We start from the raw sequence: 25,686 nt of genomic DNA on the forward strand, positions 1-25,686 counted from the left end.
ATGGTACAACTGACACTTCCCAAGAATTCCCGCATGAAGGTGGGCAAAACCTGGCCCAAGCCGGAAGGTGCCACCAATCTGCGCAAGGTCCAGATTTATCGCTGGAATCCCGACGATGGGAAGAACCCGCAGTTGGATACCTATTTTCTGGACATGGACAGCTGCGGGCCGATGGTTCTGGATGCCCTGATCAAGATCAAGAATGAGATTGATCCAACCCTGACCTTCCGCCGATCCTGCCGTGAAGGCATCTGCGGGTCTTGCGCAATGAATATCGACGGGATCAACACGCTGGCGTGCATCTATGGTATGGATGAGGTTAAGGGCGATGTGAAAATCTACCCGCTCCCCCATATGCCGGTGATCAAGGATTTGATCCCGGATCTGACCCATTTCTATGCCCAGCACGCAAGCATTATGCCTTGGCTGGAGACCAAGACAAACCGCCCGGCCAAAGAGTGGAAGCAGTCCATTGAAGATCGCAAAAAACTTGATGGTCTTTATGAATGTGTGATGTGTGCTTCATGTTCGACGTCGTGCCCGTCGTATTGGTGGAACGGTGATCGTTATCTTGGACCTGCGGCCTTGCTGCATGCCTACCGCTGGATCATCGACAGCCGGGATGAGGCTACAGGCGAAAGGTTGGACCAGCTTGAAGATCCCTTCAAATTGTATCGCTGCCACACGATCATGAACTGTGCCAAGACCTGCCCCAAGGGTCTGAACCCGGCCAAGGCCATTGCCCATATCAAGGGTATGATGGTTGAGCGGGTCGTCTGACACGACAAGCCGGCGGCGCGTGCACGTTGTTTGAGGGGGCCAGAGCCCCCTAGCTTGCTTCAGCGAATGCCGCCGTCAGTGCGATCTCGACCATATCACCAAAGGACCGTTCCCGGTCCTCGGCTGGCAATGCTTCATGCGTGATCAGGTGGTCGCTGACCGTAAGCACGGCCAATGCCCGGCGCCCATGACGGGCAGCGAGATTGTAGAGTTCTGCTGCCTCCATCTCGACCCCAAGGATGCCGTGCCGGATCATCTGTTCGTTCAGATCCGGGCGTTCGTCATAGAACACATCCGAAGAATAGATACCGCCCACATGGGTTGGCACGCCTTTCGCCTTGGCCGCGTCATGGGCCGCTGCCAGCAGGCCATAGTCGGCGCTGGGCGCGAAATTGAGTTCTTTGAAGATGCCCCTTGATGGGGTTGATAGTGTCGAAGCGGTCATCGCAAGGATCACGTCCCGGATACCAACGTGTTTCTGCATACCACCGCAGGACCCGATGCGGATCAGCGTTTGTACGTCATAATCTGAAATCAATTCATTGGCGTATATCGAAAGGGATGGCATGCCCATGCCGGACCCTTGGATCGTCACCGGGTGCCCGTTCCATGTGCCGGTGAAACCTAGCATGCCGCGCACTTCATTGATGCAGCGAGCATCTTGCAGGAACGTCTCTGCCGCCCATTTGGCGCGGTACGGATCACCGGGCATGAGGACGGTTGGGGCAATGTCGCCTTTTTCAGCGCCGATATGGATGGTCATTCTGGGCCTCCTTGGAATTTGAGGCCCAGCTTAGGAGGTTTGCTGTCAAAGGTGGAGGCTAGATTTCCATCGCGTCTGGCGACGTCCCTGATGTCACGGCGTCCTTGAACCAAGTGGGTTGGCGTCCTTTACCGGTCCAGGTTTGGTTTGGGTCAGCGGGGTTTTTGTATTTCGGCGCAGAGGCTGTTTTGGGGCTCTTCTTGGTTTTGCGAGCTTTTGGGGCTGTGACACCGCCTGTGATTTCTGACAGGGAAAAACCATGTGCTGCTGCTGCTTTCTCTGCCGCAGCCAGCGCGGCTTTCTTATCTCTAGCAGCCAATCTTTCGAGCGCCTTTTCGACGTTTGCCTTGAGCTTTTCCAACTCTTTGCGTGTCATTGATCTAAGATCGGGTTTCATATCTATCCACCTTTTTTGATTATTGGTTGATAGCATCAATTCAGAAACCGCCCATCCCAATTACGGATGGGCTGTACAAAAGAGTAAGAAATTGCCGTCTATTCGGCGGCGACGGAGCGCGGATCTACAATTGTGACGATGTCGCCCATGATTTTATTCAATTCAAAATCTTTTGGCGTATAGACTTTTGTTACACCCATCGCGCGCAATTCCCTTGCATCCTCGTCAGGAATAATGCCGCCCGCGATTACAGGGATATGTCCAAGCCCTGCCGCATTCAGCCGCGTCATGACATCGCGCACCAGCGGGATATGGGAACCGGACAAAATCGAAAGTCCGATTACATGTACCTCGCCATCGCGGGCCGCTGTCACAATTTCTTCGGGGGTCAGGCGAATACCCTCATAGTCGATATCCATTCCGCAATCGCGTGCGCGGGCCGCGATTTGCTCGGCGCCATTGGAATGGCCGTCCAAACCCGGCTTGCCCACGAGGAACTTCAGCCGGCGCCCCAGTGCGGCACTGACCAGATCGACCTGATCGCGAAGCTCATCCAGCCCCTCAGTCCGGTTGGACGGGTTGCTGCTGACGCCGGTTGGTGCACGATAAAGACCAAAGACACTGCGGATCACATCGGCCCACTCACCTGTTGTCACACCAGCGCGGGCGCAGGCGATGGAGGGGATCATGATGTTGCCACCGTCGCGGGCGGCATCGCGCAGATCAGCAAGCGCGTTTTTCACAACCTGCGGGTCTCGATCTGATTTCCATTGGGCAAGGCGGTGCAATTGATCGGCTTCCGCTTCGGGATCGGCGGCCATAATGGCGTCTTCGCCGGTGGTCAAAGGAGACGGTTCGCTGGACTGCCATTTGTTCACACCCACGACGGTCGTGTCGCCGCGTTCGATTCCTGAAATGCGCGCGGCATTACTTTCGACCAAACGGGCTTTCATATAGCCAATTGCGCCAACAGCCCCGCCCATCTGGTCAATTTGCGCCAATTCAGCGCGCGCCCCGTCTTTGAGTTCATTCACCTTGCGATCAATTGCAGGGTTGCCGTCGAATAGATCATCGAATTCCAGCAAATCGGTTTCATAGGCCAGAATTTGTTGCATCCGCAGTGACCATTGCTGGTCCCATGGCCGAGGCAAGCCAAGGGCTTCGTTCCATGCAGGCAATTGCACAGCACGAGCGCGCGCCTTTTTTGAAAGTGTCACGGCGAGCGTTTCCAGCAGAATACGTGCGACGTTATTCTCAGGCTGCTGTTCGGTGAGGCCCAGTGAATTGACCTGCACGCCATAGCGAAAACGACGGTACTTCGCTTCTTCGACACCATAGCGATCTATACAAATCTCGTCCCATAGTTCGATAAAGGCCCGCATTTTGCAAAGCTCTGTCACAAAGCGAATACCGGCGTTTACGAAAAACGAAATGCGCCCCACCATCGCGGGGAAATGCTCGGAGGGGACTTTGCCTTTGAGGTCGTCCAACACGGCGGTGGCGGTTGCCAGTGCAAAGGCCAGTTCTTCTTCCGGTGTCGCGCCCGCCTCTTGTAGATGGTAGGAACAGACGTTCATCGGGTTCCACTTGGGCAGGTGTTCGCGGGTATAGGCAGCCACATCTGTGATCATCCGCAAGGACGGTTCGGGCGGACAAATGTGGGTCCCGCGCGAGAGGTATTCTTTGATGATGTCGTTTTGGACCGTGCCTTGTAACGCGCTGATATCGGCACCCTGTTCCTCGGCGACAGCGATATAGAGTGCCAGCAGCCAAGGTGCTGTCGCGTTGATCGTCATCGAGGTGTTCATCTGATCCAGCGGGATATCATCAAACAACGCGCGCATATCGCCCATATGGCTTACCGGGACGCCGACTTTGCCCACTTCACCCTTTGCGAGCACATGGTCGCTGTCATAACCCGTCTGCGTGGGCAGATCGAATGCTACTGAAAGACCCGTTTGCCCCTTGGCAAGGTTGCCTCTGAAAAGCGCATTTGAGGCCGCAGCCGTCGAATGGCCTGCATAGGTGCGAAACAACCAAGGGCGGTCTTTCTGCGTCTGCGACATGAGGGGTTCTCCGGAATCAGTTTGCGCAATTAAATTACGTATGATGTTCTTTATCCGACATTTTGTGGCGCTGTCAATTCGCTGCATTGCGGCATGACGGGATTTACGTTGCGTCCGTTCCCTGTCACGGTCCCCCTATGACGCAAACCGTTTCCATGCCCGTTTGGGTCTTTGTTCTGATTGTTCTTTTTGCGGGCGTGACCTTTGCATCGCATTTCCTGTTTCCGTCCGTGCGCTGGTTTTTCCGCAAACGGGCCGAGCGGGTCATCGCACGTGTCAATGAACGCCTGCAGCGCCCGATTGAACCTTTCAAGCTCGCTCGTCGTTATGACATGATTCAGCGCCTGATCTACGACCCCCAGGTGACCGAGGCGATAGTCGAGCATGCCCGCAAGGAAAAGATCCCAGAAAACGTAGCCTTTGAGCAGGCGCGCCGCTACGCCCGCGAGATTGTACCATCATTTTCCGCCACGGCCTATTTTGGTGTGGGCATCCGATTGGCGCGCTGGTTGTCGAAATCGCTCTACCGGATCAAGTTAGGCACATTCGATCGCAAGCGGTTGTCGGAAATCGATCCCGATGCCACCGTGATCTTTGTAATCAACCACCGCAGCAATATGGACTATGTGCTGGTGACTTATCTGGCGGCCAATGCCGGTGCGCTGTCCTATGCTGTGGGTGAATGGGCGCGGGTTTGGCCGCTCTCTGCGATTATCCGGTCGATGGGTGCCTATTTTATCCGACGCAGGTCGCGTGGCGCGCTTTATCGCAAGGTTTTGGCCCGATACGTGCAAATGGCGACGCGCGGCGGCGTAAGTCAGGCCGTCTTTCCTGAGGGCGGTTTGAGCCTGAACGGCCTACTGGCACCGCCACGTATGGGGCTGCTGAATTATGTGGTTGAAGATTTTGACCCTGACGTGCGCGAGGTGATTTTTGTGCCTGTTGCCTTGAACTATGATCGGGTGCTTGAGGACAAGATCCTGATTACGGCAGACAAGGCTGGCAATCGCAAGTTCAGCCCTCCTTTGCTGCCGGTATTGGGCCGGGTTGCCTGTCATGTGTGGTTTCGCATCACCCGGAAATTCACCAAATTCGGTACCGCCTCGGTCAGCTTTGGAGAGCCGTTAGAGCTTTCGAAGTACCATGCTGCCGAAGACACTGACCTGACCAAGGCAATAGCGACAGAACTGATGGAGCGGATTGCACATGTGACCCCAGTTCTGGGCGTGCCATTGGTTGCGCGGCATTTGCAAGATGCCGGGGTGATGACTCAAGCGGCCTTGGTTAAGGCCGTGACGGCGTCAATTGCCGCGCTGAACGACAAGCAACTGCCCTTTCCACGGCGTAAACCGGACGAGTTGGTCGACGACGCTGTCAAGCACCTGATCGGGCGTGACGTGCTGGTGCAAACTGACGCCGGGATCACCGTGAGCGCCACAGGTGCAGACATTCTGGCCTTCTATGCCAATTCAATTGCCCACCATTTTACTGCAACTGCAGCCATGGAGGACGAACTTTCTGCAGTTGCAGAGTAATTAAATTACAAAATTGTACTATATTGGGTTGCAAAGTTACTTTATGATCCGATATCCAAATCTTAACACCACCGATTCTGCGGTGCAGCAACAACGGACCGATGTGATGGAGACTGAAATGGCCCTCGACCAATCCGCCCACGGGGCAAGTTATACCGCCCCACAAAAAGACTTGTACGATGTGGGTGAATTTCCACCTCTCGGCCACGTGCCAGCACAGATGCACGCTTGGGCGATCCGCCGCGAACGTCATGGAGAGCCTGATCAGGCATTTCAGCTCGAGGTTGTGGACTGCCCGCAGCCTGACAGCCACGAAGTTCTGGTGCTCGTGATGGCCGCCGGCGTGAACTACAACGGTGTCTGGGCGGGTCTTGGTATTCCGATCAGTCCCTTCGATGTTCACAAGGCTGACTATCACATTGCCGGTTCGGATGCCGCAGGCATTGTCTGGGCCGTAGGTGACAAGGTGAAGCGCTGGAAAGTGGGTGATGAAGTTGTCATCCATTGTAACCAGGATGATGGTGACGATGAGCACTGCAACGGTGGCGATCCGATGCATTCCGAAAGCCAGCGCATCTGGGGTTATGAGACCCCTGATGGATCATTCGCGCAATTCACTTGTGTGCAGCAACAGCAGTTGATGCCGCGCCCGCAGCACCTGACATGGGAAGAAAGCGCCTGTTACACGCTGACGCTGGCCACTGCCTATCGGATGCTGTTCGGCCATGAACCGCATGATCTTAAGCCGGGTCAGAACGTGCTGGTCTGGGGGGCGTCTGGTGGTCTGGGTTCCTATGCGATCCAGTTGATCAAAACTGCTGGTGCCAATGCGATTGGCGTGATCAGTGACGAAAGCAAGCGCGAGTTTGTGATGTCATTGGGCGCAAAAGGGGTGCTGAACCGCAATGATTTCGATTGCTGGGGTCAACTGCCGACCGTGAACACGCCTGAATACAACACTTGGCTAAAGGCGGCCCGCAAGTTCGGCAAAGCGATCTGGGAAATTACAGGCAAAGGTGTGAACGTCGATATGGTGTTTGAACACCCTGGTGAGGCGACGTTCCCTGTGTCCTCGCTGGTTTGCAAAAAGGGCGGTATGGTCGTGATCTGCGCGGGCACGACCGGGTTCAACTGTACCTTTGACGTCCGTTACATGTGGATGCACCAGAAACGCTTGCAGGGCAGCCATTTTGCCCACCTCAAGCAAGCAAGTGCAGCCAACCACTTGATGGTCGAAAAGCGTCTGGACCCTTGCATGTCGGAGTGCTTTGACTGGGCCGAAATTCCAGCTGCCCATACCAAAATGCGCCGCAATGAACATAAGCCCGGCAATATGTCGGTGTTGGTGCAGGCACCCAAGATGGGTTTGCGCACCTTTGGCGAGACGGTGGCCGCTTCTCAAGGCCGCTGATCATTGCAATGATTCCCAAGCTGGGGCGCTGTCAGACATGGCTGCGCCCCTTTTTTGTGTGCCATTGTGACAATTCATCCTCTCTCGGCATGTTATTTCATGGTCTCGGCTACTCACCTCTAGGTTGTTAAGTATTCATTAATCATTCCTCGCGAGGTTGCCATATGGGACAAGATTGGATTATCGACGTTCTGGCGGACCTGCGATCATTTGCACGACAAAATGACATGCCGCTGCTGAGCGAACAGTTGGAAGAAGCGGCTCTTGTGGCGTCTGTTGAAATTGCATCGCGTGTCGATGTGAAACAACACGCCATCGCCAGCGACTTGGGAAATGCACGGCATTTCCCATCCGAATCTGACGTCGGTTAATGTAGGTGTGTCGCACCCAATTGGGCTGGCAGCGCCGCTGACCACCAGATAGTGTTCAGCCATGAACGCACCTCTCATCACATTTTCCGAAGATCAGGCAGAGGCCTGGGATAATGTCGCTGTGGCATTGCGCCAGTCGGGTATCGATCTGGACGACAGCCTGCTGCAGCCGCCGCAGTCTGACACAACCTCTGTGCTGGCGGTTGTTGGCAAGGCCGGGTCGGGCAAGACGATGCTGCTGGCCAAGCTCTATCATGCGCTGGATGAGGCTGGCGTTGATGTGATTTCGGGCGATTGGGAAGGCCGCAAACGCAAGGACCGTCGTACCCTTGCGATCCTCGCCCCGACCAACAAGGCCGCCAGTGTGCTGCGCAATCATGGCGTGCCTGCGACAACGATCCACCGCATTCTGTATACGCCAGTCTATGACCCAGAATACGAAAAGATTGCCGAATGGCTGGCCGGACAGGGTGACAAGCCAGAGATTGAAGGGCTGACCGACGTTGCCCTAGATCGGGCATTTGCGTCTTATCAGGTGAATAAATCCGTGCCGGCCGCCCTGGCGGCGGCAGGTCTGCGTGGCAGTGATTTTATTACGGGCTGGAAGCGGCGCGAGGAGCCTTTGGATATCGGCTTTGTCGATGAAAGCTCCATGCTGGATGAAAAGCAGTTCGAGGACCTCAAAGAGATTTTCCCAACATTGCTGTTGTTTGGCGACCCGGCGCAATTGCCCCCGGTGCAGTCGTCAGGTGGCATGGTGTTCGAGACCTTGCCAGAGAAACGGGTCCTAACGCTCAACCGTATTCACAGGCAGGACGCGGGCAACCCGATCCTTGATCTGGCCCATGCATTGGCTGACCCCCAACTTGATTTTTACGGTTTTGAGCGGATGGTGGAAGAGGCTGCCAAAACCGATGAACGTGTGGTGATGGCCCAACGGGTTGAGGCCGACCTGATGGCCCGTTCCCCTTGTCTGGTCTGGCGCAATGCGACGCGTATCCGCTTGATCCATGCGTTTCGTGCAGCATTTGATGCGCCGGGGGATGAATTGCTTGCTGGTGAGCCGCTGATTTGTGATGGCATTGAACTGCCGCTGAAACATCGCAAAAAGCGGCTGGATCTAGAGGCGCGCGGCCTGATCAAAGGTGCCCAGGTCATTTATCTGGGGCCGGGGCGCAAACCCGGCTTCTCGCGTTTGCACGTGATGGGGGCCGAAGACCCGCAGGTGAGTGCTGCCAGCATCGTGAAAATCGAACAAGAGGCCGATGAAGAGCCGTTCATCCCCTTTGCGGCCCGGATGGGGGCGACCTTCCTGCATGGCGCTGCGGTGACGATCCACAAGGCGCAAGGGTCGCAATGGAAGACGGTGCAGGTCTTTGCCCCGGACATCTATGCCGCGTCCCGAATGGGTCGCGTTGAGGCGGGCCAGCCGTTGTGGAAACGTTTGGCTTATGTTGCGATCACGCGGGCTGAAACGCAGCTGCGCTGGGTCGTGCGCAACCGTCTTGCGCGCCCGCAGGGCATCTTACGCGTAGATGATTTGGAGGTTCCCGCAGCACCGTTGGAATTGAAGAGCGAAGAGATATGAAATCGATCATTGTCACCGGCGCCAGTAGCGGGATTGGTCGCGAGACAGCCGCGTATTTCCTTGCCCAAGGGTGGCGTGTCGGTCTGATAGCCCGCAGGGCCGACATGCTGGCCGAGATTGCGCATGCGGCAGCGGTACATCTGCCGTGTGACGTGACGGATGAGGCCGCGGTTGATGCCGCCTTTGCCAGCTTCGGTCACCTTGATGTGCTGTTCAACAATGCGGGAATGTTTGGTCCGCAAACTACGATTGACCAGATTGGGTTGAACGATTGGAAGCAGGTGCTGGATGTCAATCTGACAGGTATGTTCCTATGCGCCCGTGCAGCTTTTCGACAGATGCGGCATCAGACGCCGCAGGGTGGGCGCATCATCAACAACGGCTCAATCTCGGCTCATTCTCCGCGTGAAGGCTCCGTCTGTTATACCACGACGAAACACGGGGTGAGCGGGCTAACCAAGACGCTGACCGTGGATGGGCGCGCCTTTAATATCGCTTGCGGGCAGATTGATATTGGCAATGCGCGGACCGATTTGGTCACCAATCTGGAAAAGACCCGCGCGGCCCAAGGGTTGGAACCACTTCCGAGCATGGACGTCACTGATGTGGCGCGGTCAGTCTTTCATATGGCGTCACTGCCACCCGAGGCCAACGTGCAAACAATGATGGTGATGGCATCGAAGATGCCGCACATCGGGCGCGGTTAGCGCCGGAACAGTGTAAATACAGCCGATGCGCCCCAGCCAGCCGCGATGGCGATCGACAGTGACATCAAGCCGTACCAAAACGCGTGTTCATGTGCGAGGTTGTACAGCCAACGCTCTAGCCCCACCTTTTTGACCGGAATGGTTGTCGTATAGAAATCGACGATCTGTTTGTCGCGGGTCAAGTAAATCTCGGCCTTGTAGTCGCCCTCGGTCAGGTTTGCAGGCAGCGGGATCAGCGTGCGGAAAAGTGTCTCTTCCTCGACCCAAACGCCCTCGGGCAATGTCTGATAAAGGCCTTGCCCCGCACGGACGCGGATTAGCGCTTGGGTGAAACGTTCAGCCCCTTCGACGGTCGATCCGACAGAGCGGATCGCACGTTGGGTGCTGATGCGGGTATTGAGGTCTTCGGTGAAGGTCAGGATTTCTTCCAAGGGTCGGTTAGTCGCGACTGCATAGAATGTGGGTGCAACGTCGACATCCACGGATTCGGTATTCACCCAGATGCCGAAACGGCGGTCTTTCTTGCGCACGGTCACGGGGCGGTCGGGGCCTGCGACGGTAACAATAACGCCAAGATCGCCTTCGGCTTGTGGCCCACCTTCGCGTTTGATCGCGCCAAAGATCAAGATTTCGGATCCTTCGAAGGTTGCGGTTATCGCAACCTCATCCCGGCTGAGGCCAAGCACAATCTCTTCGGCCTTGGCAGGCAGCGCGAGGATTAAGAACAGAGCAATAAGACGGATCATGAGTGGCCTCCTGATCCGAGCGAATAAAGCTCGGAAGGCATGACCAGCAGGTCGAAGGCCAGCTTGCCGCAGACGGCGAGGACCATCAGCGCAAGCAGGATGCGTAGCTGTTCGGCCTTCATCTTGACGCCGATGCGGGTGCCAATCTGCGCGCCAATGACGCCGCCGACCAGCAGCAACACGGCCAACACAACATCGACCGTAAAGTTCGTTGTGGCGTGCAGCATTGTGGTAAAAGCGGTGACAAAGATAATCTGGAACAGCGAGGTGCCGACAACCACCTTGGTGGGCATGCCGAGCAGGTAAATCATCGCAGGCACCATGATGAAGCCACCACCCACACCCATGATCGCAGCAAGAACACCCACAGTGACACCAACCAGCAAGGGCGGGATCACCGAAATGTAGAGGCCGGAGACACGAAACTTCATCTTAAAGGGCAGGTTATGCACCCAGTTGTGTTTGCGCCGTGTCGGAACAGAAACGCCACCAGCCTTGCTCGCCCGCCGGATTGCCTTGAGGCTCTCGAAGAACATCAGCGTGCCGATCATCCCCAAGAAGACAACATAGCAAAGCTGCACCAGCAATTCGACCTGACCCAGAGATTTCAGGTAGTTAAAGACAACGACACCCAGCGCCGCACCAATCAGGCCCCCGATCAAAAGGACGGTGCCCATTCGGAGATCCACCGTCTTTCGTTTGAGGTGCGCGAGCACGCCGGAAAACGAGGACGCAACGATCTGGTTTGCTTCGGTTGCGACGGCGACCGCAGGGGGGATGCCGATAAAGAACAGCAGCGGCGTCATCAGAAAACCGCCCCCCACACCAAACATACCCGACAAAATGCCCACAATTCCGCCTAATCCAAGTAAAAGGAAGGCGTTCACCGAAACCTCGGCGATAGGAAGATAAATCTGCATGAACTGATCCGGGGCGCTTGTGCCGCTGAGACGCAACAGAAACCTTTCGTGCGCGTCTGTCAAATGCTGTCAGGCGATTCATGATGCAAATGCAGCATTTCCGCCACGTGGACTTATCAGTGACCGATTTTTGGACTTATCAGAACCCGCGAAGATATCCGCGCAGGACCTTCTCAAGTTTGGCAGCACCGATCGGCGCCATGGCTTTGGTATGCTCATGGCTGATTGCTTCGTCACTCATCCCGGCGGCCATATTGGTGATGGTCGAGATAGCAGCGGCCCGTATGCCAAGGAAACGCGCAAGGATCACCTCTGGCACGGTCGACATGCCAACCGCATCGGCGCCCAGCATCTTGATCGCGCGGATCTCGGCAGGTGTTTCAAACGATGGGCCAGAGTACCAAGCATAGACGCCATCGGCCATGTCGACCTCTGCCGCATCCGCCACCGCGTGCAGCGCTGTGCGGATGGCAGGATCATAGGCGTCTTTCATGGGAACAAACCGCGCGTCTGTGGGCTCTCCGATCAACGGGTTCAGGCCGGAAAAGTTGATATGGTCCGACAGGCACATGATGGACCCGGTGGGCATATTGGCCTGCATCGACCCTGCCGCATTGGTGGCAATCACCCTATCCGCGCCCAACTCTCTGAGCACTTCCAGTGGTAGCCGCATCGCGTCGCCGCGCCCGCTTTCGTAGTAATGCGCGCGGCCCCCAAAGACAGCAACGCGCACGCCTTCAAGATCGCCGATCACGAGCTTTGGGTTGTGGCCTGATACGCCCGCGTGTGGGAAGCCGGGCAGGTCACTGTAAGGGATGGCCACGCCGTCCACTTCATTGGCGATATGGCCAAGGCCGGAACCAAGGATAAAGCCGATTTGAACCGGGGCATCGCCCGCTTTTGCACGAATGTCTGCAGCGAGCGCTTTAGCGTTCTTTGACATAAGGCTCGCCCCCGGCACGCGGAGGGATCGCCTTGCCAACGAAGCCAGCGAGGATCACAACCGTCAGGATGTAGGGCAACACGTCAAGGAACTGGCCATTCACCTGGAAGCTCAGCACACGTTCGATGACGTCAGGGCGCAGCGACATGGCCTGAAGGAAACCAAAGAGCAGGCAAGCATAAAGCGCGTACCACGGCCGCCATTTGGCAAAAATGAGTGCGGCAAGGGCGATAAAGCCGCGACCAGCGCTCATGTCTTTGACGAAACCTGCCTGTAGGGCTGTGGCAAGATAGGCGCCAGCGATGCCGCAAAGGATGCCACAGATACCGACAGCGGCGAACCGTAGCCAGATGACGGATACGCCTGCGGTATCAACGGCGGCAGGGTTTTCACCCACGGCGCGCAAGCGCAGACCAAAGCGTGTGCGAAACAGGATCCACCATGTCAGCGGCACCATCAGGAGGGCGACATAGACAAGGATCGTGTGGCCGGAAATAAGTTCATAGTAGATCGGCCCAAGGACGGGGACGTTCTGCAGTGCCTCTGCAAAGGGCAGATCAATCGGGTTAAATCGTGCATCACCTGTCAATTGCGGCGTCCGCCCGCCTTGGGCGAACCAGCTTTGTGCAATGACAACGGTCAAACCCGCCGCCAAGAAGTTGATCGCCACCCCAGAAATCAACTGATTGCCCCGGAATGTGATCGAGGCCAGCCCGTGGATCACAGACAACAGCATAGATGCACCAATGCCCGCCAACAGCCCAAGCCAGACGTTTCCCGAAACAGCAGCAATCGCTGCCGAAAGAAAGGCGGCTGCCAGCATTTTACCCTCTAGCCCGATATCAAAGATACCGGCCCGCTCTGAATACAAACCGGCCAAACAGGCCAGAAGAAGCGGGGTTGCCAGACGCAAGGTTGCGTCCAGCATCTGCAAAAGGGTCGCAAAGTCCATTTAGGCAGCTTTCTCCATCAGGAATGGGAAGAGGGCGAAGAAACGGTCGGCCACTTCGGGGTTATTGCGCAATGCGGTTTCGGCCTGCGCCTGCGTGATATCAACCGCTTGGGTGCGGTCTTTGCGCAGGAAGAACTGCAAGCCCAGCATCGCGTCGAAACGGTCATCAGTGATGAACGGATCATGCGGGACGCGGGGCATCACGCTTTTTGCGGGCATCAGCACGCTTGTCGGTTTTTGTAGCGACAAAAGTGCGACCAGATGCGGGGGCACCTGAGATGCGGGTGTTTGATCGATTACGTGGTGAACCCACTGGTGGAGTTCTTCCATCGAAATCATGCCTAACGCCAAACAACTGAGCACAAAGCCCAAGTCAGCGCCGGTGTCGTCTTCGACACCTATTTTGAATGGTCCTGCCATCATGTTTTTGCTCTCCTCAATGATAGGAATAGCCGCTCGAGCGGCATGCGCACCATATTGTCCAGTGCGCCCGTGAAGAGGATTACCAATGCCTGTATTACGATAATCAGCTCACGGGGGATCGACGTCCATAGGGCGAGTTCTGCGCCGCCTTGATATAGAAAGCCGAAAAGAAGGGCCGCCAGCAATACCCCGAAAGGATGGCTGCGCCCCATCAGTGCGACGGCGATGCCGATAAAGCCCGCCCCCTCCACTGCGTTCAGGACCAGCCGTTCGGCCTCGCCCTGTACGTTGTTGATGGCCATCATGCCGGCAAGAGCGCCAGAGATAAGCATGGCAACCATGATAATTTTGGTCGGGCTGATGCCCGCATATTTGGCCGCGGATTCCGAGTACCCAAAGGACCGGATCTCATAGCCAAGCCGCGTTTTCCAGATGAGCGCCCAAAGGGCGACACATGCGGCCAGTGCGACAAAGAATGTAATGTTGGCGGGTGCGCCACGAAAGAACGTGGTTTCGCCGAAGTTGAACATGTCCTGGAACGAAGGCAGATGCGTCGCTTCGGGGAACTTAAGCGTGGCAGGCTCCATTCCTGGTGCCTTAAGCGCGCCGATAAGGAAGTAGTTCAACACAGCTGCAGCGATGAAGTTGAACATGATCGTGGTGATGACGATGTGACTACCGCGTTTGGCCTGCAAAAACGCGGGGATCGCGGCCCATGCGGCGCCAAAGACGGCCGCACCAATGGCAGCCCCCAGCAAAGCCAGTGACCAATGCGGCCAAGGAATAAAAAGGCAGATGATCGCAACACCCAAACCACCAATCAGTGCTTGGCCTTCACCACCGATGTTGAACATTCGCGCATGAAACGCGATGGACACAGCAAGACCGGTGAAAATGAAGTTGGTCGCGTAATAAAGCGTATAGCCCCAGCCATAGGTCGAACCTAAAGCCCCATCAACCATCAGCTTAAGCGCTTCCCAAGGGTTCTCACCAATGGCAAGGATTACGACTGCTGAAAGGATTGCGGCCAGCAGGATCGAGATCAAAGGGATCAGGATCACATCTGCCCATTTTGGCATGACGTCCATTACGCAGCTTCTCCGCTCATGCCTGCCATCAGCAGTCCGAGTTCTTTTTCGTCTGTTTTATCAGGCATCCGCTCGCCCATCATTTTTCCGTCGAACATAACGGCAATCCGGTCAGAGAGCGACAAAATCTCCTCCAACTCAACGGAAACAAGCAAAATTGCTTTGCCCTGATCCCTAAGTGCAACAATCTGCTGGTGGATGAATTCGATCGCTCCGATGTCCACGCCGCGCGTCGGCTGGCCGATCAGCAGCAGGTCCGGGTTCTGTTCAATCTCTCGTGCGAGCACGATTTTCTGCTGGTTTCCGCCCGAAAAGCTCTTGGCGGTGAGGCTTGGATCAGGGGGGCGAACGTCGAAGCGCGCCATCTTTTCTTCTGTGTCTTTGCGGATCGCCGCATTGTTCATAAACAGCTTGGAGCGTTGGTATTCAGCGTCGTGGTGATAGCCAAACGCAGTGTTCTCCCAAGCATGGAAATCCATGATCAGGCCTTCGCGCTGTCGGTCCTCAGGTACATGGCTAATCCCGCGCCCGCGCCTGCTTTGCCCGTCTGATTTCGCGCCGGTCAGGTCAATGGGTTCGCCATTGACCATGATCGTACCCGTTGCCTTTTCATAGCCGCCCAGCACCTCAAGCAGTTCCGATTGACCGTTCCCAGCCACACCAGCGATCCCAAGGATTTCGCCTGCGTGAACATCAAAACTGACACCTTTGACGCGATGCACACCCTTGTCGTCGGTGACGTTAAGATCTTTGACCTCAAGAATTTTGCGCCCGATCTGCGCGGGGGCTTTGTCCACGCGCAACAGCACTTTGCGGCCCACCATCAGTTCGGCCAGTTCCGGTGGGCTGGTCTCGGAGGTCTTGACGGTCGCTGTCATTTCGCCACGCCGCATGACGCTGACGGTGTCGGTGATATCCATGATCTCGCGCAGTTTGTGCGTGATTAGGATGATGGTCTTACCCTCGCGCTTGAGGTTTTCAAGAATGCGGAACAGGTGGTCGGCCTCTGCCGGGGTTAGCACGCCGGTGGGTTCATCAAGGATCAGAATGTCAGCCTTGCGGTAGAGCGCCTTGAGGATTTCCACCCGCTGCTGCATGCCGACGCCAACCTCTTCGATCAGCGCGTCTGGATCGACATTCAACTCGTATTCTTCGGCAAGGCTTTTTAGCTCGCGCCGCGCACGGGCGAGGGAAGGGCGCAACAGGCCGCTGTCTTCGGCGCCAAGAACGACATTCTCAAGCACCGTGAAATTCTCAACCAGTTTGAAATGCTGGAACACCATCCCGATGCCCGCGGCGATGGCGGCCTGACTATCAGGAATTGCAGTTTTTCGACCTGAGATGAAGATTTCACCGGCGTCAGCCTTATAAAACCCATATAAAATCGACATCAGTGTCGATTTGCCCGCACCGTTTTCCCCGATGATCCCGTGGATCGTGCCCGGCATCACCCGGATCGAGATATCCTTGTTCGCTTGAACGGGACCAAAGGCCTTTGAAATACCCTTAAGTTCAATGGCGGGGGCGTTGTCGCTCATTCTGGCGCTCCTGTTCCAACAAATCCAACCATGCGGCTGATTTGCCCATCTTGCCCCATTTCGACGAAGTATTGGCCCAATTGCTCCATCCCGTTAGGCATTTTGAACGCGATTGTTGCACGGGTGACTCCATCGCGGCTCTGCGTGGTGGCCACTTCGGCGACTGCACCGGGGGCTTGGGCCGAAAACATGCCGACGTATTCGGCAATCGCATCCGGCCCGGTCAATGGCGCATCTGTGCGCGGGTCGGCATAGGTGGCGCTTGGGGCGATTGATTTCTGAATGGCGGAATAGCGGGCATCGGTATCCGACATCCCCCATGCGTCAAAGAACGTGGTGATCGCGTCGGTCATGGCATGCTCCCTATCAGCAAAAAGGCCGCGCATATAAACAGCGCGGCCCTCGATTGTTTTGGCCTTTGGGTCGACTTAGAAGTCGAGCGCGGGGCAGCTTTCATCAGATGTGTAGTCGTGAACGGAAAGTTCACCTGATGCCATGTCGGCCGCTGCGCCATATGTGGCTTCCAGCATGTCGTAGGACACGACAGGTTCGTTGTTGGAGTCCATTGCGAACCCAACACCCCGGTTAGCAACGCTCATCACGTTGAAGCCCGTTTCGAGGTCCACACCTGCAGTCATCGCGTCATAGACAGCATTATCAACCCGCTTGAGCATGGAGGTCAGAACCTCACCTGGGTGCAGGTAGTTCTGGTTGGCGTCCACACCAATGGAGAAGATGTCTTCGTCTGCAGCGGTCTGCAGAACGCCGACGCCTGTGCCGCCAGCGGCAGCAAACACAACGTCAGAGCCCTGGCTGATCTGTGCCAGTGTCAACTCGGATCCCTTAACCGGATCGTTCCATGCGGCAGGTGTTGTGCCAGTCATGTTGGCGATCACTGTGATGTCTGGGTTCACGGCCATGGCACCCTGTGCGTAGCCACATGCGAACTTGCGGATCAGCGGGATGTCCATACCGCCCACAAAAGACACTGTGCCCGTCTCAGATGCCATCGCGGCCATCATGCCAACAAGGTAAGAGCCTTCATGCTCGTTGAACACAACAGAGCGGACGTTTGGAGCGTCAACGACCATATCGATGATTGCAAACTTGGTGTCGGGGTAGTCCGCGGCCACTTCGGCCAATGGTGTTGCCCAGGAAAAGCCAGCCATGACAATCGGGTTTGCACCGGATTCTGCGAAGCGGCGGATCGCCTGCTCGCGCTGGGCGTCGGATTGGATTTCAACCTCGGCATAGGAACCGCCGGTTTCGGCTGCCCAACGCTCGGCACCGTTAAAGGCACTTTCGTTGAAGGATTTGTCGAACTTGCCACCAAGATCGAAAAGGATGGCCGGATCAGCGGCGGCAGTGCCAGCTGTCAGCGCCAGCGCAGCAGAGGCGCCAAGAAATTTCTGCATAAGCGTCATTGGTTTTCTCCCAGGTCGTTGCGCGAGGTTTTTTGCGGGCGGATACGCGCCCCCTCTGTTGAAAGCCACGCCATTTTCCTGGCGGGTCATCACAAGATAAGGCCCCGCTTGGCCGAGAAGATCAACCGCTTTTTGCTTTTGAAACCTCAAGTTTACCGTCGAATCACGTGTTTACAGGGTGTTAGGAGGGTTTCAGCTCTTTGCGCAGCACAAGTGCCGCCACCGGTGTGCCACCCTGGGGAATGTAATATCCCGGCCTGCGTCCAACCTGCGCATAGCCCGATGTTTCATACAAAGTGCGCGCGGCTGCGTTGTCCTCTGCCACTTCGAGGAAAACCGTCTTTGCTCCGCGATCCATTGCTAAGGCTTCGCCAGAAACAAGTGTGGCGCGCGCCAATCCTTGGCGGCGCTTGGCGGGGTCTGTTGCCAGTGTCAGCACTTCGGCCTCATCAGCCACAACCCGCAACAGCGCAAAGCTCGCATCATTGCTTGCGAGGATAGCCCCCGGATGGTTCAGAAGGCTCTCAAATTCCTGCGCGGACCATGCCCGTGTAGCGCTGAACGCCAAAGCGTGCAGGTCGGCAAGCGCTTGCGGTGTCATGGCAAGATCGTCGGGGCCGGATCACGGGGGGGGGCGGCATCGGCGCTGCGGACGTAGAGCGGGGCAGGACGCGGGGCGTCGACGCCAAGGCGCGCGGCGGCGATGTGTGCGACGGCGGCAATCAGGGTTTCTGCTGGTTTTTGCGCCGCTGCTTCGGTGTCAGTTTGCGCTGGGGCGGAAATGCTGCCGTTTGCCTCGAATGTTTGAACATAGCTTTGCCCACGTGGTGCGGGGATCGTCGCCTGATAGGGTCGGTCTTCGCCGTGCGCGCGGGCCTCGAAGCCATTCACGCCGATGGCAGGCTTGCCAAGCCCAAGGGCTAGCCCGCGTGCCGCGGAAACAGAAATACGAATTCCGGTGAAGTTTCCCGGGCCAACGCCGACACCGACACCGTCGAGGTCTTGCCATGCGAGGCCCTCGGCGTGCAGCATCTCTTCCATCATCGGCATCAAGTGTTCGGCTTGCCCTTTGGCCATTTCATCGACGCGTGTGACGATCCGACCATCCAACAGCAAAGCGGCGGCGCAATGCGCCGCCGAAGTATCAAATGCGATCAGCTTGATCTTAGGCTGCAACAGGCCGCACCTCGACCACCTCGGGGATGTAGTGGCGCAGCAGGTTCTCGATCCCCATTTTCAGGGTCAGGGTGGAAGACGGGCAACCCGCACAAGCGCCCTGCATATGCAGATAGACGATACCGCGTTCAAACCCGTGGAAGGTGATATCGCCACCATCTTGGGCCACGGCTGGTCGCACGCGCGTGTCGAGCAGCTCTTTGATCTGGCTTACGATCTCGCCATCTTCGCCGGTATGCTCTGCATGGCCGCTGGCAGGCTTGTGGTCGTCGTCCATCACGGATTGGCCGGACTGGTAGTGTTCCATGATCGCGCCGAGGATGCCGGGCTTGATATGGTCCCATTCCACATCGTCCGCCTTTGTGACGGTCACAAAGTCGATCCCGAAGAAAACACCCGTCACACCACCCGCGCCAAAAATGCGCTTGGCCAAGGGCGAGGATTGTGCGGCCTCAGCGCTTGGGAAATCGGCGGTGCCGACCTCAAGAACATTCTGTCCGGGCAGAAACTTGAGCGTGGCAGGATTTGGAGTTGATTCAGTCTGGATGAACATGGGGCCAACCTTTTTTGTCAGGCTTTAGATATGCGCATCACAGGCGGCAGTGTCAAGGTTTGGAACGATTCTAAACTGGTGGATCTTGGGTCTAGACGACATTCTGCGTGGCAAGTTCGGTAAAGGCAAAGACGTTCAGTGCGACGTGGCACAGAATGCCAAATCCAATCGCACCGGTCTGCATGCGGGCCAGCGTCCATAAGATGCCAAAGAAGGCAGCGCCCGCAAGCAACGCCAAACCACCACCCGTGACGACAACACCCCCCGCAAAGAGCAAGGCAATGTGCCAACCGCTGAACAAAACGATTTGTCCGATCTGTTCGTTGGCTGTGGCATCATCCAGCAACAACGTGCCGCGCCAGAACACTTCTTCCAAAGTGCCATTGGTGAGGGCAGCGAGGGCCACAGCAATAAGAACGTAGGCTGGCAAGATGTTTTGCGACAGCGCGTAGGCTGCAACACATGCCACAACGATAATTGGCCCGATGTTCAGCAGCGTCAGGACGGTCGATGGCCGCGTGACCGCAAACCGTGCTCTGGCAAAGCCGCCACGCCACAGGATCAAAGGTAAAAGAACGCAGATCCAATAGAAAGCGAGGGCTGCACCATAACCCCAAAACGGTGGCAGCAGCCGTGTGAAAGCATAGAAAACCAGCGCCAGAATGGGGACGGCCGCCAGAATTGCGACAGCCGCGGGACGGTCCACTAGGTAATCGCCTCCAGCCGCTCCTTAGAGATATCACCCGGCACGATCGTGAAGGGGATTGGCAGACTGCCTGCCTGCCGGCTCATGTGGGTAACAAGCGGGCCGGGGCCTTTGTTGTCTGTTCCCGCACCAAGAACGAGGACACCAATCTCGGGGTCTTCGTTGATCTGCGCCATAATCTCGACCAGCGGTTCGCCCTCGCGGATGACCAGTTCGGGATGCACGTTTTGTTTGTCGCGCATCCATTTGGCGAAAACTTCATAGTGAACTTCAATCCGCTCACGGGCTTCGGCCCGCATAATCTCGCCCACGCCGATCCAGTGGTTAAACTCATCCGGTGGGATGATGGACAAAATAGCGACGCCGCCGCCCGTATGGGCCGCCCGCATCGCAGCAAAGCGCATGGCATTCAGGCATTCGCGACTATCATCCAGCACTACCAAGAATTTACGCATTGTGAACTCCCTCTTCCTGCGCAACTGTGGCGTATCAATGCAGGCGTGGCAACGGCACTTTTACGCGGTGCTTGCCGCCCAGTCCCAATACATATCGCGGGTTTTGCGCGTGACCGGCCCAACCTGATATTGGCGATCCTCAAACGCGGTGACCGGCGTGACCTTGGACATATTGCCGGATAGGAACACCTCGTCCGCGCCGCGAAAATCGTCAAAGCTCAGAACCGTTTCATGGACCTGCACCCCGTCTGCGCGCAAGTTCGACATATGCCGGGCGCGGGTAATCCCGGCAAGGAACGTGCCATTTGCAATCGGCGTAAAAACCTCGCCATCCTTGACCATAAAGATGTTGGCAGTCGCCGTTTCTGCCACATTCCCCATGGCATCCGCCACCAGCGCATTGCCAAAGCCGCGCGCGCGCACCTCGGCCAGCATGCGCGCGTTGTTGGGATAAAGACAGCCCGCCTTGGCATTGACCACTGCGCTATCAATCACCGGTCTGCGAAACCGCGTCAGGCCCAGCGTGGTTGAGGTTGAAGGGTCTGCAAAAGGGATTTCTTCAAGGCAAATAGCAAAGCCGGTGTCCTCCGCACTGGGCACAATTGCGGTCGGATCGCCGTGGATGCCCCAATACATCGGACGAATATAGACAGCGGCCCCGGGGGCGTATTTGGAAAGCCCTTCCTTCGCGATCGCAATCATATCCTCGGTATTTACGGTCGGTTTCAGCATCAGGGCCTTGGCTGAGTGATTGGCGCGCGCGCAATGCAGGTCCAGATCAGGCATCAACCCATTCACAAACCGTGCCCCGTCAAAGACTGTCGTGCCCAACCAAGAACCGTGATCGGCGGCCCGCATTACAGGCACGTCGCCATCGTGCCATGCGCCGTTGAAATATGTCCGGATATTTTGTCCAACCGCCATGCAGGTGCCTCCTCTTCGGCCAAACCCTAGGCGGCGGCGCGGCTGAGGTAAAGTGGCGGGCGGCGTCCGATGCCGGGGAACATCGGACGCCTATGTTGGCCAGTGCGCGGGTGGGCGGGTAACACTAAGCCAAAGCGGGCAGAGCATATCGATGCCACGCTGGGGAGAGTATCGCGTTGCCATGATTCAGTTTTGTGACGGTGTGTCTGCCAATGCCAGAATGCTGTCCAGATCAAGGCGGGCGTTGACCATTCGCAAGTTGTCATCTGCATTGCGCGGCCAGTCTGACGTTGGTTTGTCTATGTAAATCTCGACCCCGTTCTCATCCGGGTCACGCAGGTAGATCGCCTCACTTACCCCGTGGTCTGCTGCACCATCAATGGGAATGCCTGCGGCGACGACGCGGGCAAACACATCTGCCAGTGCCTTGCGGTCCGGGTAGAGAAAGGCGGAGTGGTAAAGCCCAGTATGGCCCGCTGGCGGTGGGGCAGCACCAAGGCTTTCCCAAGTGTTCAGACCGATGTGGTGGTGGTAATCCCCGGCGGCAAGGAACGCAGCCCCGGATCCCGCGCGTTGGGTCACGGTGAACCCCAGAATACCCTCATAAAATGCGATGGCACGGTCGAGGTCCGAGACGCGCAGATGCACGTGGCCCACGCGAGGAGAATGTTTTGCAGACATGATCACAGTCCTTTGCGCTTGATACCGACAATCTAGGTGCCCGCATCACATCACAAAATGCCCATACTTGCATGGGGTCTGTGCATCAGCTCACATTGGGTTAGCTGCGCAGCAGGCCCACAATATCATAGGTATCGCGCAGAATTGGGTCAGCAATGGCCCGCGCCTTGGCAGCGCCGTCACCCAGAATGCGGTCAATCTCTGCGGGGTCATCCATGAAGCGGGCCATTTCGGTTGAAATGGGCGCGAGCTTTTCAACAGCCAAGTCGGCCAATGCCGGTTTGAACTTGCCCCAGCCGGCACCTGGATATTCATTGATGACCGCTTCAGGTGTCATATCGTTGAGGGCAGCATAGATATCGACCAAGTTGCGCGCCTCGGGCCGGTCTTTGAGGCCGTCCACGGTTTCAGGCAGCGGTTCTGGGTCTGTCTTGGCCTTCTTGAACTTTTTGGCGATCTTATCGGCATCATCGGTCATATTGATGCGTTCCATGTCACTTTCGCCTGACTTGGACATCTTCTTGGTCCCGTCACGCAGGTTCATGATGCGCATGGCAGGGCCTTCGATGACCGGTTCGGTCAGCGGAAAGAAATCGCGGCCAAAGTCGTGGTTGAATTTGGCGGCGATATCGCGCGTCAGTTCCACATGCTGTTTCTGGTCGTCACCCACGGGCACATGCGTGGCGTGGTAAAGCAGAATGTCAGCGGCCATCAGTGCAGGATAGGCATAAAGGCCCAGCGATTGCTTTTCTGCATTGCTGCCTGCCTTGTCCTTGAACTGCGTCATACGGTTCATCCAGCCGACACGGGCCACACAGTTGAAGATCCAGCCCAATTCAGCGTGGGCCGAGACCTGACTTTGGTTGAAGAGGATCGAGCGTGTCGGGTCGAGCCCAGCCGCCAAATAGCCCGCCGCAACCTCGCGCGTCATATTGGCGAGTTCCTTGGGGTCCTGCCAGACCGTGATCGCATGCAGATCGACAACGCAATAGATTGTCTCCATCTGTCCCTGCATGCCCACAAAGCGTTTGATCGCACCTAGGTAATTGCCGAGCGTCAACCCGCCGGAGGGTTTGACCCCTGAAAAAACACGCGGTGTAAAATTGGCGTTGGTCATGATGCAAATGTCCGGGCTGGATTTCGGGGCAGGCGTCGCATACCCATGCCAGAGCGACCCGTCAACTTCAACCGATCAGGACCCTTGCCCATGGAGCCACAGAGCGACACCAAGCTGGAAAGCCCGTTTCATACGATTCCACCGCTGATCATTGCCCTGACCTTGCTGATCGTAGGGATCGAGGCGGCGTTTCAACTGGCCGAAAACGGGATGCTTGGTGGGCCCGAAGGCGTGGGCTGGCGGTTGGCTGCGATTGATCAATATGGAGTGTCGCCCACTGTGCTCGACCGTATTCTGGTCGCTGGTGACTATTCCTTTGACATGTTGGTTCGCTTTGTCGCCTATCCGTTCATCAATGTGCATCTGACTCAGGTTGCCTTTTGTGCGGCGTTGACGTTGGCCTTGGGGAAATTCACGGCCGAGTATTATGGCAGCATCAAGGTTGCCGTGCTGTATCTGCTGACCAGCATTGTTGGCGCGCTTGTCTATTGTCTGCTTTTTGATGGCGGTTATCCGCTTTTGGGGGGCTTCACGCCGGTTTACGGCCTGATCGGTGCCTACACCTATGCGCTTTGGCTGCGTCTGGGGCAGGCCGGCGAAAACCAATTGCTGGCGTTTCGGTTGATAGGGTTCCTGCTTTTGATCCAACTGATTTTTGGGGTGATGTCGGGGTTCCTTTATCAGATACCGCCACCGCCCACATGGATCGCAGAACTAAGCGGGTTTATTGCTGGCTTTGCGATGTCGGTTCTGTTGGCCCCCGGTGGGTGGACCACATTTGTTGCCCGGATGCGCGACCGGTCCTAGCGGCGCAGGTTGCGGCGGAACTCCGAGAGCTGAAACGCGCCCAGCAGTTGGCCCAGACCAAAATAGCTGACGATCCCAATGACCACGAGCAGCAGCAGCGCGCCATAGCGCAGCGTTGGTACGCCAAAGAACGGGCTTAAGGTGGCCGCCGCGAGGAACAAGATCACTCCCATACCGATGGCCGCTAGAATAATCCGCCAAAGCCGCCGCTTTAGCCGCGCATCCAAACGCGCCGCTCCATCCATTGTGCGGGTCCCAAGAACAAGCATCACGACCATCGCCCAACCCGTGAGCGTTGTACCCACTGCCGCCGCAGCAAATCCGATCACCGGTGAGAGGCCGATGGCCAGCCCTGCGTTCAATACCATCGCAGCCAGCGCATAATAGAAGGGTCGTTTGGTGTCTTCGCGCGCAAAGAACAGCGGTTGCAGCGTTTTTTGCAGAACAAAGGCAGGCAGGCCAAGGCCATAGATCGCAACCGCAATTGCCGTGGCGGCGCTGTCATCACTGGTAAACGCCCCGCGCTCAAACAATACGCTGACCAGCGGCAAGGGGATGACCATCAGCGCGACCGCTGCAGGAATGGTCAGGGCCAGACTGATTTCGGAGGCGCGATTGAACGCGTCGCGTCCACCTTGCGCATCGCCTGCGCGCAGGCGACGCGACAGGTCCGGCAAAAGCACAACCCCGACAGCAATACCGACGACTCCAAGCGGCAGCTGATAAAGCCTGTCGGCATAGTTCAGCCAGGCCACAGCGCCATCAAAATAGCTGGCGACCTGCCGTCCAACGAGCAGGTTGATCTGAACCACACCACCTGCAAGCGCTGCAGGGGCGGCGATCACGCCAAGGCGCTTGAGTTCCGGCGTGATCTTTGGCCATCCGATATGCAGGGCATAGCCCGCCTTCTTGGCCGCAAACCAAACCAGCGCAAGCTGGGCTGAGCCAGCGACGGGCACAGCATAGGCCAGCGCCGAACCAAGATAGCTTTGGCCCGCGATCCCGGCGCATTCGCAACCCCTGCCTGCAATCAAGAGCGCGACGACAAAGACCACGTTCAGCAATACTGGCGCAGCGGCAGCAGCCGTAAAGCGACCTGTGGCATTCAGCACGCCCGACAGCAGTGCTGACAGTGAGATAAACAGAATATAGGGAAACGCGATCCGTCCATAATAAACCGCCAGATCAAACCGTTCGGAGCCCAGAAACCCACTGGCCATCAATGTCACCAGCGCTGGCATGAAAATCACGCCAATCACGGTAAAGATCGTCAGAATGCCGCCCAGCCCAACAAAGGCATCCTGCGCAAACCGATGCGGGTCCTCGCCGCCTTCCAGTTTTTTCGAGAACATCGGCACGAAGGCCATGTTGAAGGCCCCTTCCGCAAAGAAGCGCCGAAAGAGATTGGGAAGTGAAAACGCAACCAGAAACGCCTCTGCCACAGGGCCGGTGCCAAGATATGCGGCAATCATGATATCGCGCACAAACCCCATGACCCGGCTCAGCAGGGTCCAGATACCAACCGTAAAGAACCCGGCCATAAGGCGGATCGGTTTCATGAGAGGCGCTCCAGAATTCTCGAAAATTCTGGTCGAAATTCTTGAAAGAATTTGCG

At 56.9% G+C, this 25,686-nt stretch carries 29 protein-coding genes; 8 read left to right on the top strand and 21 right to left on the bottom strand.

All coding sequences use genetic code 11. From position 1 onward, the window contains the following. Nucleotides 1-780: a succinate dehydrogenase iron-sulfur subunit gene (locus tag DHN10_RS03200; RefSeq protein WP_108813917.1), complete on the top strand. Its 780-nt coding sequence runs from the start codon at nucleotides 1-3 to the stop codon at nucleotides 778-780. A 49-nt stretch (nucleotides 781-829) separates the two neighbouring features. Here DHN10_RS03200 and deoD read toward each other — a convergent pair whose 3' ends face one another. The 3 genes from deoD to DHN10_RS03215 all read right to left on the bottom strand — a co-directional run bounded on the left by deoD (nucleotide 830) and on the right by DHN10_RS03215 (nucleotide 4,006). After that, complete coding sequence (deoD, locus tag DHN10_RS03205) at nucleotides 830-1,543, bottom strand: purine-nucleoside phosphorylase (protein WP_108813784.1); 714 nt, start codon at nucleotides 1,541-1,543, stop codon at nucleotides 830-832. A gap of 58 nt (nucleotides 1,544-1,601) precedes the next feature. Then, on the bottom strand, nucleotides 1,602-1,940 hold the full coding sequence (locus tag DHN10_RS03210; protein WP_108813785.1) for an H-NS histone family protein: 339 nt from the start codon (nucleotides 1,938-1,940) through the stop codon (nucleotides 1,602-1,604). 98 nt (nucleotides 1,941-2,038) lie between these two features. Beyond that, the gene (locus tag DHN10_RS03215; RefSeq protein ID WP_108813786.1) at nucleotides 2,039-4,006 is read right to left on the bottom strand and encodes a protein meaA; all 1,968 of its coding nucleotides are present in this window, start codon (nucleotides 4,004-4,006) and stop codon (nucleotides 2,039-2,041) included. Between the two features lie 137 nt (nucleotides 4,007-4,143). Between DHN10_RS03215 and DHN10_RS03220 the strand changes: the two genes are divergently transcribed. From DHN10_RS03220 to DHN10_RS03240, 5 genes are all read left to right on the top strand, one after another. After that, nucleotides 4,144-5,541 (top strand): 1-acyl-sn-glycerol-3-phosphate acyltransferase, encoded by a 1,398-nt coding sequence (locus tag DHN10_RS03220; protein WP_108813787.1) that lies wholly within the window; start codon nucleotides 4,144-4,146, stop codon nucleotides 5,539-5,541. A gap of 118 nt (nucleotides 5,542-5,659) precedes the next feature. Beyond that, a complete protein-coding gene (ccrA, locus tag DHN10_RS03225) occupies nucleotides 5,660-6,952 on the top strand; it encodes a crotonyl-CoA carboxylase/reductase (RefSeq protein ID WP_108813918.1) in 1,293 nt (430 codons plus the stop codon). Nucleotides 6,953-7,116: 164 nt separating this feature from the next. After that, a complete protein-coding gene (locus DHN10_RS03230; RefSeq protein ID WP_108813788.1) occupies nucleotides 7,117-7,323 on the top strand; it encodes a hypothetical protein in 207 nt (68 codons plus the stop codon). A gap of 61 nt (nucleotides 7,324-7,384) precedes the next feature. Beyond that, complete coding sequence (locus DHN10_RS03235) at nucleotides 7,385-8,911, top strand: ATP-dependent DNA helicase (protein ID WP_108813789.1); 1,527 nt, start codon at nucleotides 7,385-7,387, stop codon at nucleotides 8,909-8,911. Continuing rightward, nucleotides 8,908-9,618, top strand: a complete 711-nt coding sequence (locus DHN10_RS03240) for an SDR family oxidoreductase (RefSeq protein ID WP_108813790.1) — start codon at nucleotides 8,908-8,910, stop codon at nucleotides 9,616-9,618. The genes DHN10_RS03235 and DHN10_RS03240 overlap by 4 nt, the downstream gene beginning before the upstream one ends. Here DHN10_RS03240 and DHN10_RS03245 read toward each other — a convergent pair. The 16 genes from DHN10_RS03245 to DHN10_RS03320 form a co-directional block, all read right to left on the bottom strand. Then, complete coding sequence (locus tag DHN10_RS03245; protein WP_108813791.1) at nucleotides 9,615-10,364, bottom strand: TIGR02186 family protein; 750 nt, start codon at nucleotides 10,362-10,364, stop codon at nucleotides 9,615-9,617. The two genes, DHN10_RS03240 and DHN10_RS03245, sit on opposite strands and share 4 nt — an antisense overlap. Then, complete coding sequence (locus tag DHN10_RS03250) at nucleotides 10,361-11,284, bottom strand: sulfite exporter TauE/SafE family protein (RefSeq protein WP_108813919.1); 924 nt, start codon at nucleotides 11,282-11,284, stop codon at nucleotides 10,361-10,363. The genes DHN10_RS03245 and DHN10_RS03250 overlap by 4 nt, the downstream gene beginning before the upstream one ends. A 139-nt stretch (nucleotides 11,285-11,423) precedes the next feature. Then, the gene (locus DHN10_RS03255; RefSeq protein WP_108813792.1) at nucleotides 11,424-12,227 is read right to left on the bottom strand and encodes a purine-nucleoside phosphorylase; all 804 of its coding nucleotides are present in this window, start codon (nucleotides 12,225-12,227) and stop codon (nucleotides 11,424-11,426) included. Continuing rightward, nucleotides 12,211-13,179, bottom strand: a complete 969-nt coding sequence (locus tag DHN10_RS03260) for an ABC transporter permease (RefSeq protein WP_108813793.1) — start codon at nucleotides 13,177-13,179, stop codon at nucleotides 12,211-12,213. The genes DHN10_RS03255 and DHN10_RS03260 overlap by 17 nt, the downstream gene beginning before the upstream one ends. Further along, the gene (locus DHN10_RS03265; RefSeq protein ID WP_108813920.1) at nucleotides 13,180-13,599 is read right to left on the bottom strand and encodes a hypothetical protein; all 420 of its coding nucleotides are present in this window, start codon (nucleotides 13,597-13,599) and stop codon (nucleotides 13,180-13,182) included. Then, nucleotides 13,599-14,690, bottom strand: a complete 1,092-nt coding sequence (locus DHN10_RS03270; RefSeq protein ID WP_108813794.1) for an ABC transporter permease — start codon at nucleotides 14,688-14,690, stop codon at nucleotides 13,599-13,601. The genes DHN10_RS03265 and DHN10_RS03270 overlap by 1 nt, the downstream gene beginning before the upstream one ends. Then, entirely contained in the window at nucleotides 14,690-16,228 is a 1,539-nt protein-coding gene (locus DHN10_RS03275) for an ABC transporter ATP-binding protein (protein WP_108813795.1), read from the bottom strand. Before DHN10_RS03275 ends, DHN10_RS03270 begins: the two co-directional genes overlap by 1 nt. After that, on the bottom strand, nucleotides 16,225-16,581 hold the full coding sequence (locus DHN10_RS03280; protein WP_108813921.1) for a molecular chaperone GroEL: 357 nt from the start codon (nucleotides 16,579-16,581) through the stop codon (nucleotides 16,225-16,227). Before DHN10_RS03280 ends, DHN10_RS03275 begins: the two co-directional genes overlap by 4 nt. A 75-nt stretch (nucleotides 16,582-16,656) precedes the next feature. Further along, nucleotides 16,657-17,652, bottom strand: coding sequence for a BMP family lipoprotein (locus DHN10_RS03285; protein WP_108813796.1), 996 nt, complete (start codon nucleotides 17,650-17,652; stop codon nucleotides 16,657-16,659). A gap of 181 nt (nucleotides 17,653-17,833) precedes the next feature. Beyond that, nucleotides 17,834-18,253 (bottom strand): GNAT family N-acetyltransferase, encoded by a 420-nt coding sequence (locus tag DHN10_RS03290; protein ID WP_108813797.1) that lies wholly within the window; start codon nucleotides 18,251-18,253, stop codon nucleotides 17,834-17,836. Continuing rightward, on the bottom strand, nucleotides 18,250-18,828 hold the full coding sequence (gene tsaB / locus DHN10_RS03295) for a tRNA (adenosine(37)-N6)-threonylcarbamoyltransferase complex dimerization subunit type 1 TsaB (RefSeq protein ID WP_108813798.1): 579 nt from the start codon (nucleotides 18,826-18,828) through the stop codon (nucleotides 18,250-18,252). Before tsaB ends, DHN10_RS03290 begins: the two co-directional genes overlap by 4 nt. After that, on the bottom strand, nucleotides 18,818-19,381 hold the full coding sequence (locus tag DHN10_RS03300) for a NifU family protein (RefSeq protein ID WP_108813799.1): 564 nt from the start codon (nucleotides 19,379-19,381) through the stop codon (nucleotides 18,818-18,820). The genes tsaB and DHN10_RS03300 overlap by 11 nt, the downstream gene beginning before the upstream one ends. Nucleotides 19,382-19,472: 91 nt before the next feature. Then, nucleotides 19,473-20,087, bottom strand: coding sequence for a CPBP family glutamic-type intramembrane protease (locus DHN10_RS03305; protein ID WP_108813800.1), 615 nt, complete (start codon nucleotides 20,085-20,087; stop codon nucleotides 19,473-19,475). After that, nucleotides 20,087-20,542 carry a universal stress protein gene (locus DHN10_RS03310; RefSeq protein WP_108813801.1) on the bottom strand — a complete coding sequence of 152 codons (456 nt, stop codon included), beginning with the start codon at nucleotides 20,540-20,542 and terminating at the stop codon, nucleotides 20,087-20,089. Before DHN10_RS03310 ends, DHN10_RS03305 begins: the two co-directional genes overlap by 1 nt. Before the next feature lie 60 nt (nucleotides 20,543-20,602). After that, a complete protein-coding gene (locus tag DHN10_RS03315) occupies nucleotides 20,603-21,466 on the bottom strand; it encodes a branched-chain amino acid aminotransferase (RefSeq protein ID WP_108813802.1) in 864 nt (287 codons plus the stop codon). A 186-nt stretch (nucleotides 21,467-21,652) separates the two neighbouring features. Then, nucleotides 21,653-22,114, bottom strand: coding sequence for a VOC family protein (locus tag DHN10_RS03320; RefSeq protein WP_373456660.1), 462 nt, complete (start codon nucleotides 22,112-22,114; stop codon nucleotides 21,653-21,655). Between DHN10_RS03320 and DHN10_RS20165 the strand changes: the two genes are divergently transcribed. Beyond that, a complete protein-coding gene (locus DHN10_RS20165; RefSeq protein WP_373456661.1) occupies nucleotides 22,080-22,169 on the top strand; it encodes a preprotein translocase subunit SecE in 90 nt (29 codons plus the stop codon). The genes DHN10_RS03320 and DHN10_RS20165 overlap by 35 nt on opposite strands. A gap of 78 nt (nucleotides 22,170-22,247) precedes the next feature. Here DHN10_RS20165 and trpS read toward each other — a convergent pair whose 3' ends face one another. Beyond that, entirely contained in the window at nucleotides 22,248-23,264 is a 1,017-nt protein-coding gene (trpS, locus tag DHN10_RS03325; RefSeq protein ID WP_108813804.1) for a tryptophan--tRNA ligase, read from the bottom strand. Nucleotides 23,265-23,354: 90 nt separating this feature from the next. Between trpS and DHN10_RS03330 the strand changes: the two genes are divergently transcribed. Continuing rightward, on the top strand, nucleotides 23,355-24,071 hold the full coding sequence (locus tag DHN10_RS03330) for a rhomboid family intramembrane serine protease (RefSeq protein WP_108813922.1): 717 nt from the start codon (nucleotides 23,355-23,357) through the stop codon (nucleotides 24,069-24,071). Here DHN10_RS03330 and murJ read toward each other — a convergent pair. Then, nucleotides 24,068-25,630 carry a murein biosynthesis integral membrane protein MurJ gene (gene murJ / locus DHN10_RS03335; protein ID WP_108813805.1) on the bottom strand — a complete coding sequence of 521 codons (1,563 nt, stop codon included), beginning with the start codon at nucleotides 25,628-25,630 and terminating at the stop codon, nucleotides 24,068-24,070. The genes DHN10_RS03330 and murJ overlap by 4 nt on opposite strands. Nucleotides 25,631-25,686 lie beyond the last annotated feature (56 nt).

This window comes from Loktanella sp. Alg231-35 (genome assembly GCF_900143545.1).
In the GTDB taxonomy this organism is placed as follows: domain Bacteria; phylum Pseudomonadota; class Alphaproteobacteria; order Rhodobacterales; family Rhodobacteraceae; genus Yoonia.

Bases quoted from the DNA above. Each gene is read 5' to 3' on its own strand.
- trpS (WP_108813804.1), bottom strand. From the start codon at position 23,264: ATGACCAACGCCAATTTTACACCGCGTGTTTTTTCAGGGGTCAAACCC.
- DHN10_RS03310 (WP_108813801.1), bottom strand. From the start codon at position 20,542: ATGCGTAAATTCTTGGTAGTGCTGGATGATAGTCGCGAATGCCTGAAT.
- DHN10_RS03270 (WP_108813794.1), bottom strand. From the start codon at position 14,690: ATGGACGTCATGCCAAAATGGGCAGATGTGATCCTGATCCCTTTGATC.
- DHN10_RS03275 (WP_108813795.1), bottom strand. From the start codon at position 16,228: ATGAGCGACAACGCCCCCGCCATTGAACTTAAGGGTATTTCAAAGGCC.
- DHN10_RS03220 (WP_108813787.1), top strand. From the start codon at position 4,144: ATGACGCAAACCGTTTCCATGCCCGTTTGGGTCTTTGTTCTGATTGTT.
- DHN10_RS03285 (WP_108813796.1), bottom strand. From the start codon at position 17,652: ATGACGCTTATGCAGAAATTTCTTGGCGCCTCTGCTGCGCTGGCGCTG.
- DHN10_RS03330 (WP_108813922.1), top strand. From the start codon at position 23,355: ATGGAGCCACAGAGCGACACCAAGCTGGAAAGCCCGTTTCATACGATT.
- DHN10_RS03315 (WP_108813802.1), bottom strand. From the start codon at position 21,466: ATGGCGGTTGGACAAAATATCCGGACATATTTCAACGGCGCATGGCAC.
- DHN10_RS03280 (WP_108813921.1), bottom strand. From the start codon at position 16,581: ATGACCGACGCGATCACCACGTTCTTTGACGCATGGGGGATGTCGGAT.
- DHN10_RS03290 (WP_108813797.1), bottom strand. From the start codon at position 18,253: ATGACACCGCAAGCGCTTGCCGACCTGCACGCTTTGGCGTTCAGCGCT.
- DHN10_RS20165 (WP_373456661.1), top strand. From the start codon at position 22,080: ATGGCACGGTCGAGGTCCGAGACGCGCAGATGCACGTGGCCCACGCGA.
- DHN10_RS03250 (WP_108813919.1), bottom strand. From the start codon at position 11,284: ATGCAGATTTATCTTCCTATCGCCGAGGTTTCGGTGAACGCCTTCCTT.
- DHN10_RS03240 (WP_108813790.1), top strand. From the start codon at position 8,908: ATGAAATCGATCATTGTCACCGGCGCCAGTAGCGGGATTGGTCGCGAG.
- ccrA (WP_108813918.1), top strand. From the start codon at position 5,660: ATGGCCCTCGACCAATCCGCCCACGGGGCAAGTTATACCGCCCCACAA.
- DHN10_RS03200 (WP_108813917.1), top strand. From the start codon at position 1: ATGGTACAACTGACACTTCCCAAGAATTCCCGCATGAAGGTGGGCAAA.
- DHN10_RS03300 (WP_108813799.1), bottom strand. From the start codon at position 19,381: ATGTTCATCCAGACTGAATCAACTCCAAATCCTGCCACGCTCAAGTTT.
- DHN10_RS03230 (WP_108813788.1), top strand. From the start codon at position 7,117: ATGGGACAAGATTGGATTATCGACGTTCTGGCGGACCTGCGATCATTT.
- DHN10_RS03245 (WP_108813791.1), bottom strand. From the start codon at position 10,364: ATGATCCGTCTTATTGCTCTGTTCTTAATCCTCGCGCTGCCTGCCAAG.
- DHN10_RS03235 (WP_108813789.1), top strand. From the start codon at position 7,385: ATGAACGCACCTCTCATCACATTTTCCGAAGATCAGGCAGAGGCCTGG.
- DHN10_RS03215 (WP_108813786.1), bottom strand. From the start codon at position 4,006: ATGTCGCAGACGCAGAAAGACCGCCCTTGGTTGTTTCGCACCTATGCA.
- deoD (WP_108813784.1), bottom strand. From the start codon at position 1,543: ATGACCATCCATATCGGCGCTGAAAAAGGCGACATTGCCCCAACCGTC.
- DHN10_RS03260 (WP_108813793.1), bottom strand. From the start codon at position 13,179: ATGGACTTTGCGACCCTTTTGCAGATGCTGGACGCAACCTTGCGTCTG.
- murJ (WP_108813805.1), bottom strand. From the start codon at position 25,630: ATGAAACCGATCCGCCTTATGGCCGGGTTCTTTACGGTTGGTATCTGG.
- DHN10_RS03265 (WP_108813920.1), bottom strand. From the start codon at position 13,599: ATGGCAGGACCATTCAAAATAGGTGTCGAAGACGACACCGGCGCTGAC.
- DHN10_RS03210 (WP_108813785.1), bottom strand. From the start codon at position 1,940: ATGAAACCCGATCTTAGATCAATGACACGCAAAGAGTTGGAAAAGCTC.
- DHN10_RS03255 (WP_108813792.1), bottom strand. From the start codon at position 12,227: ATGTCAAAGAACGCTAAAGCGCTCGCTGCAGACATTCGTGCAAAAGCG.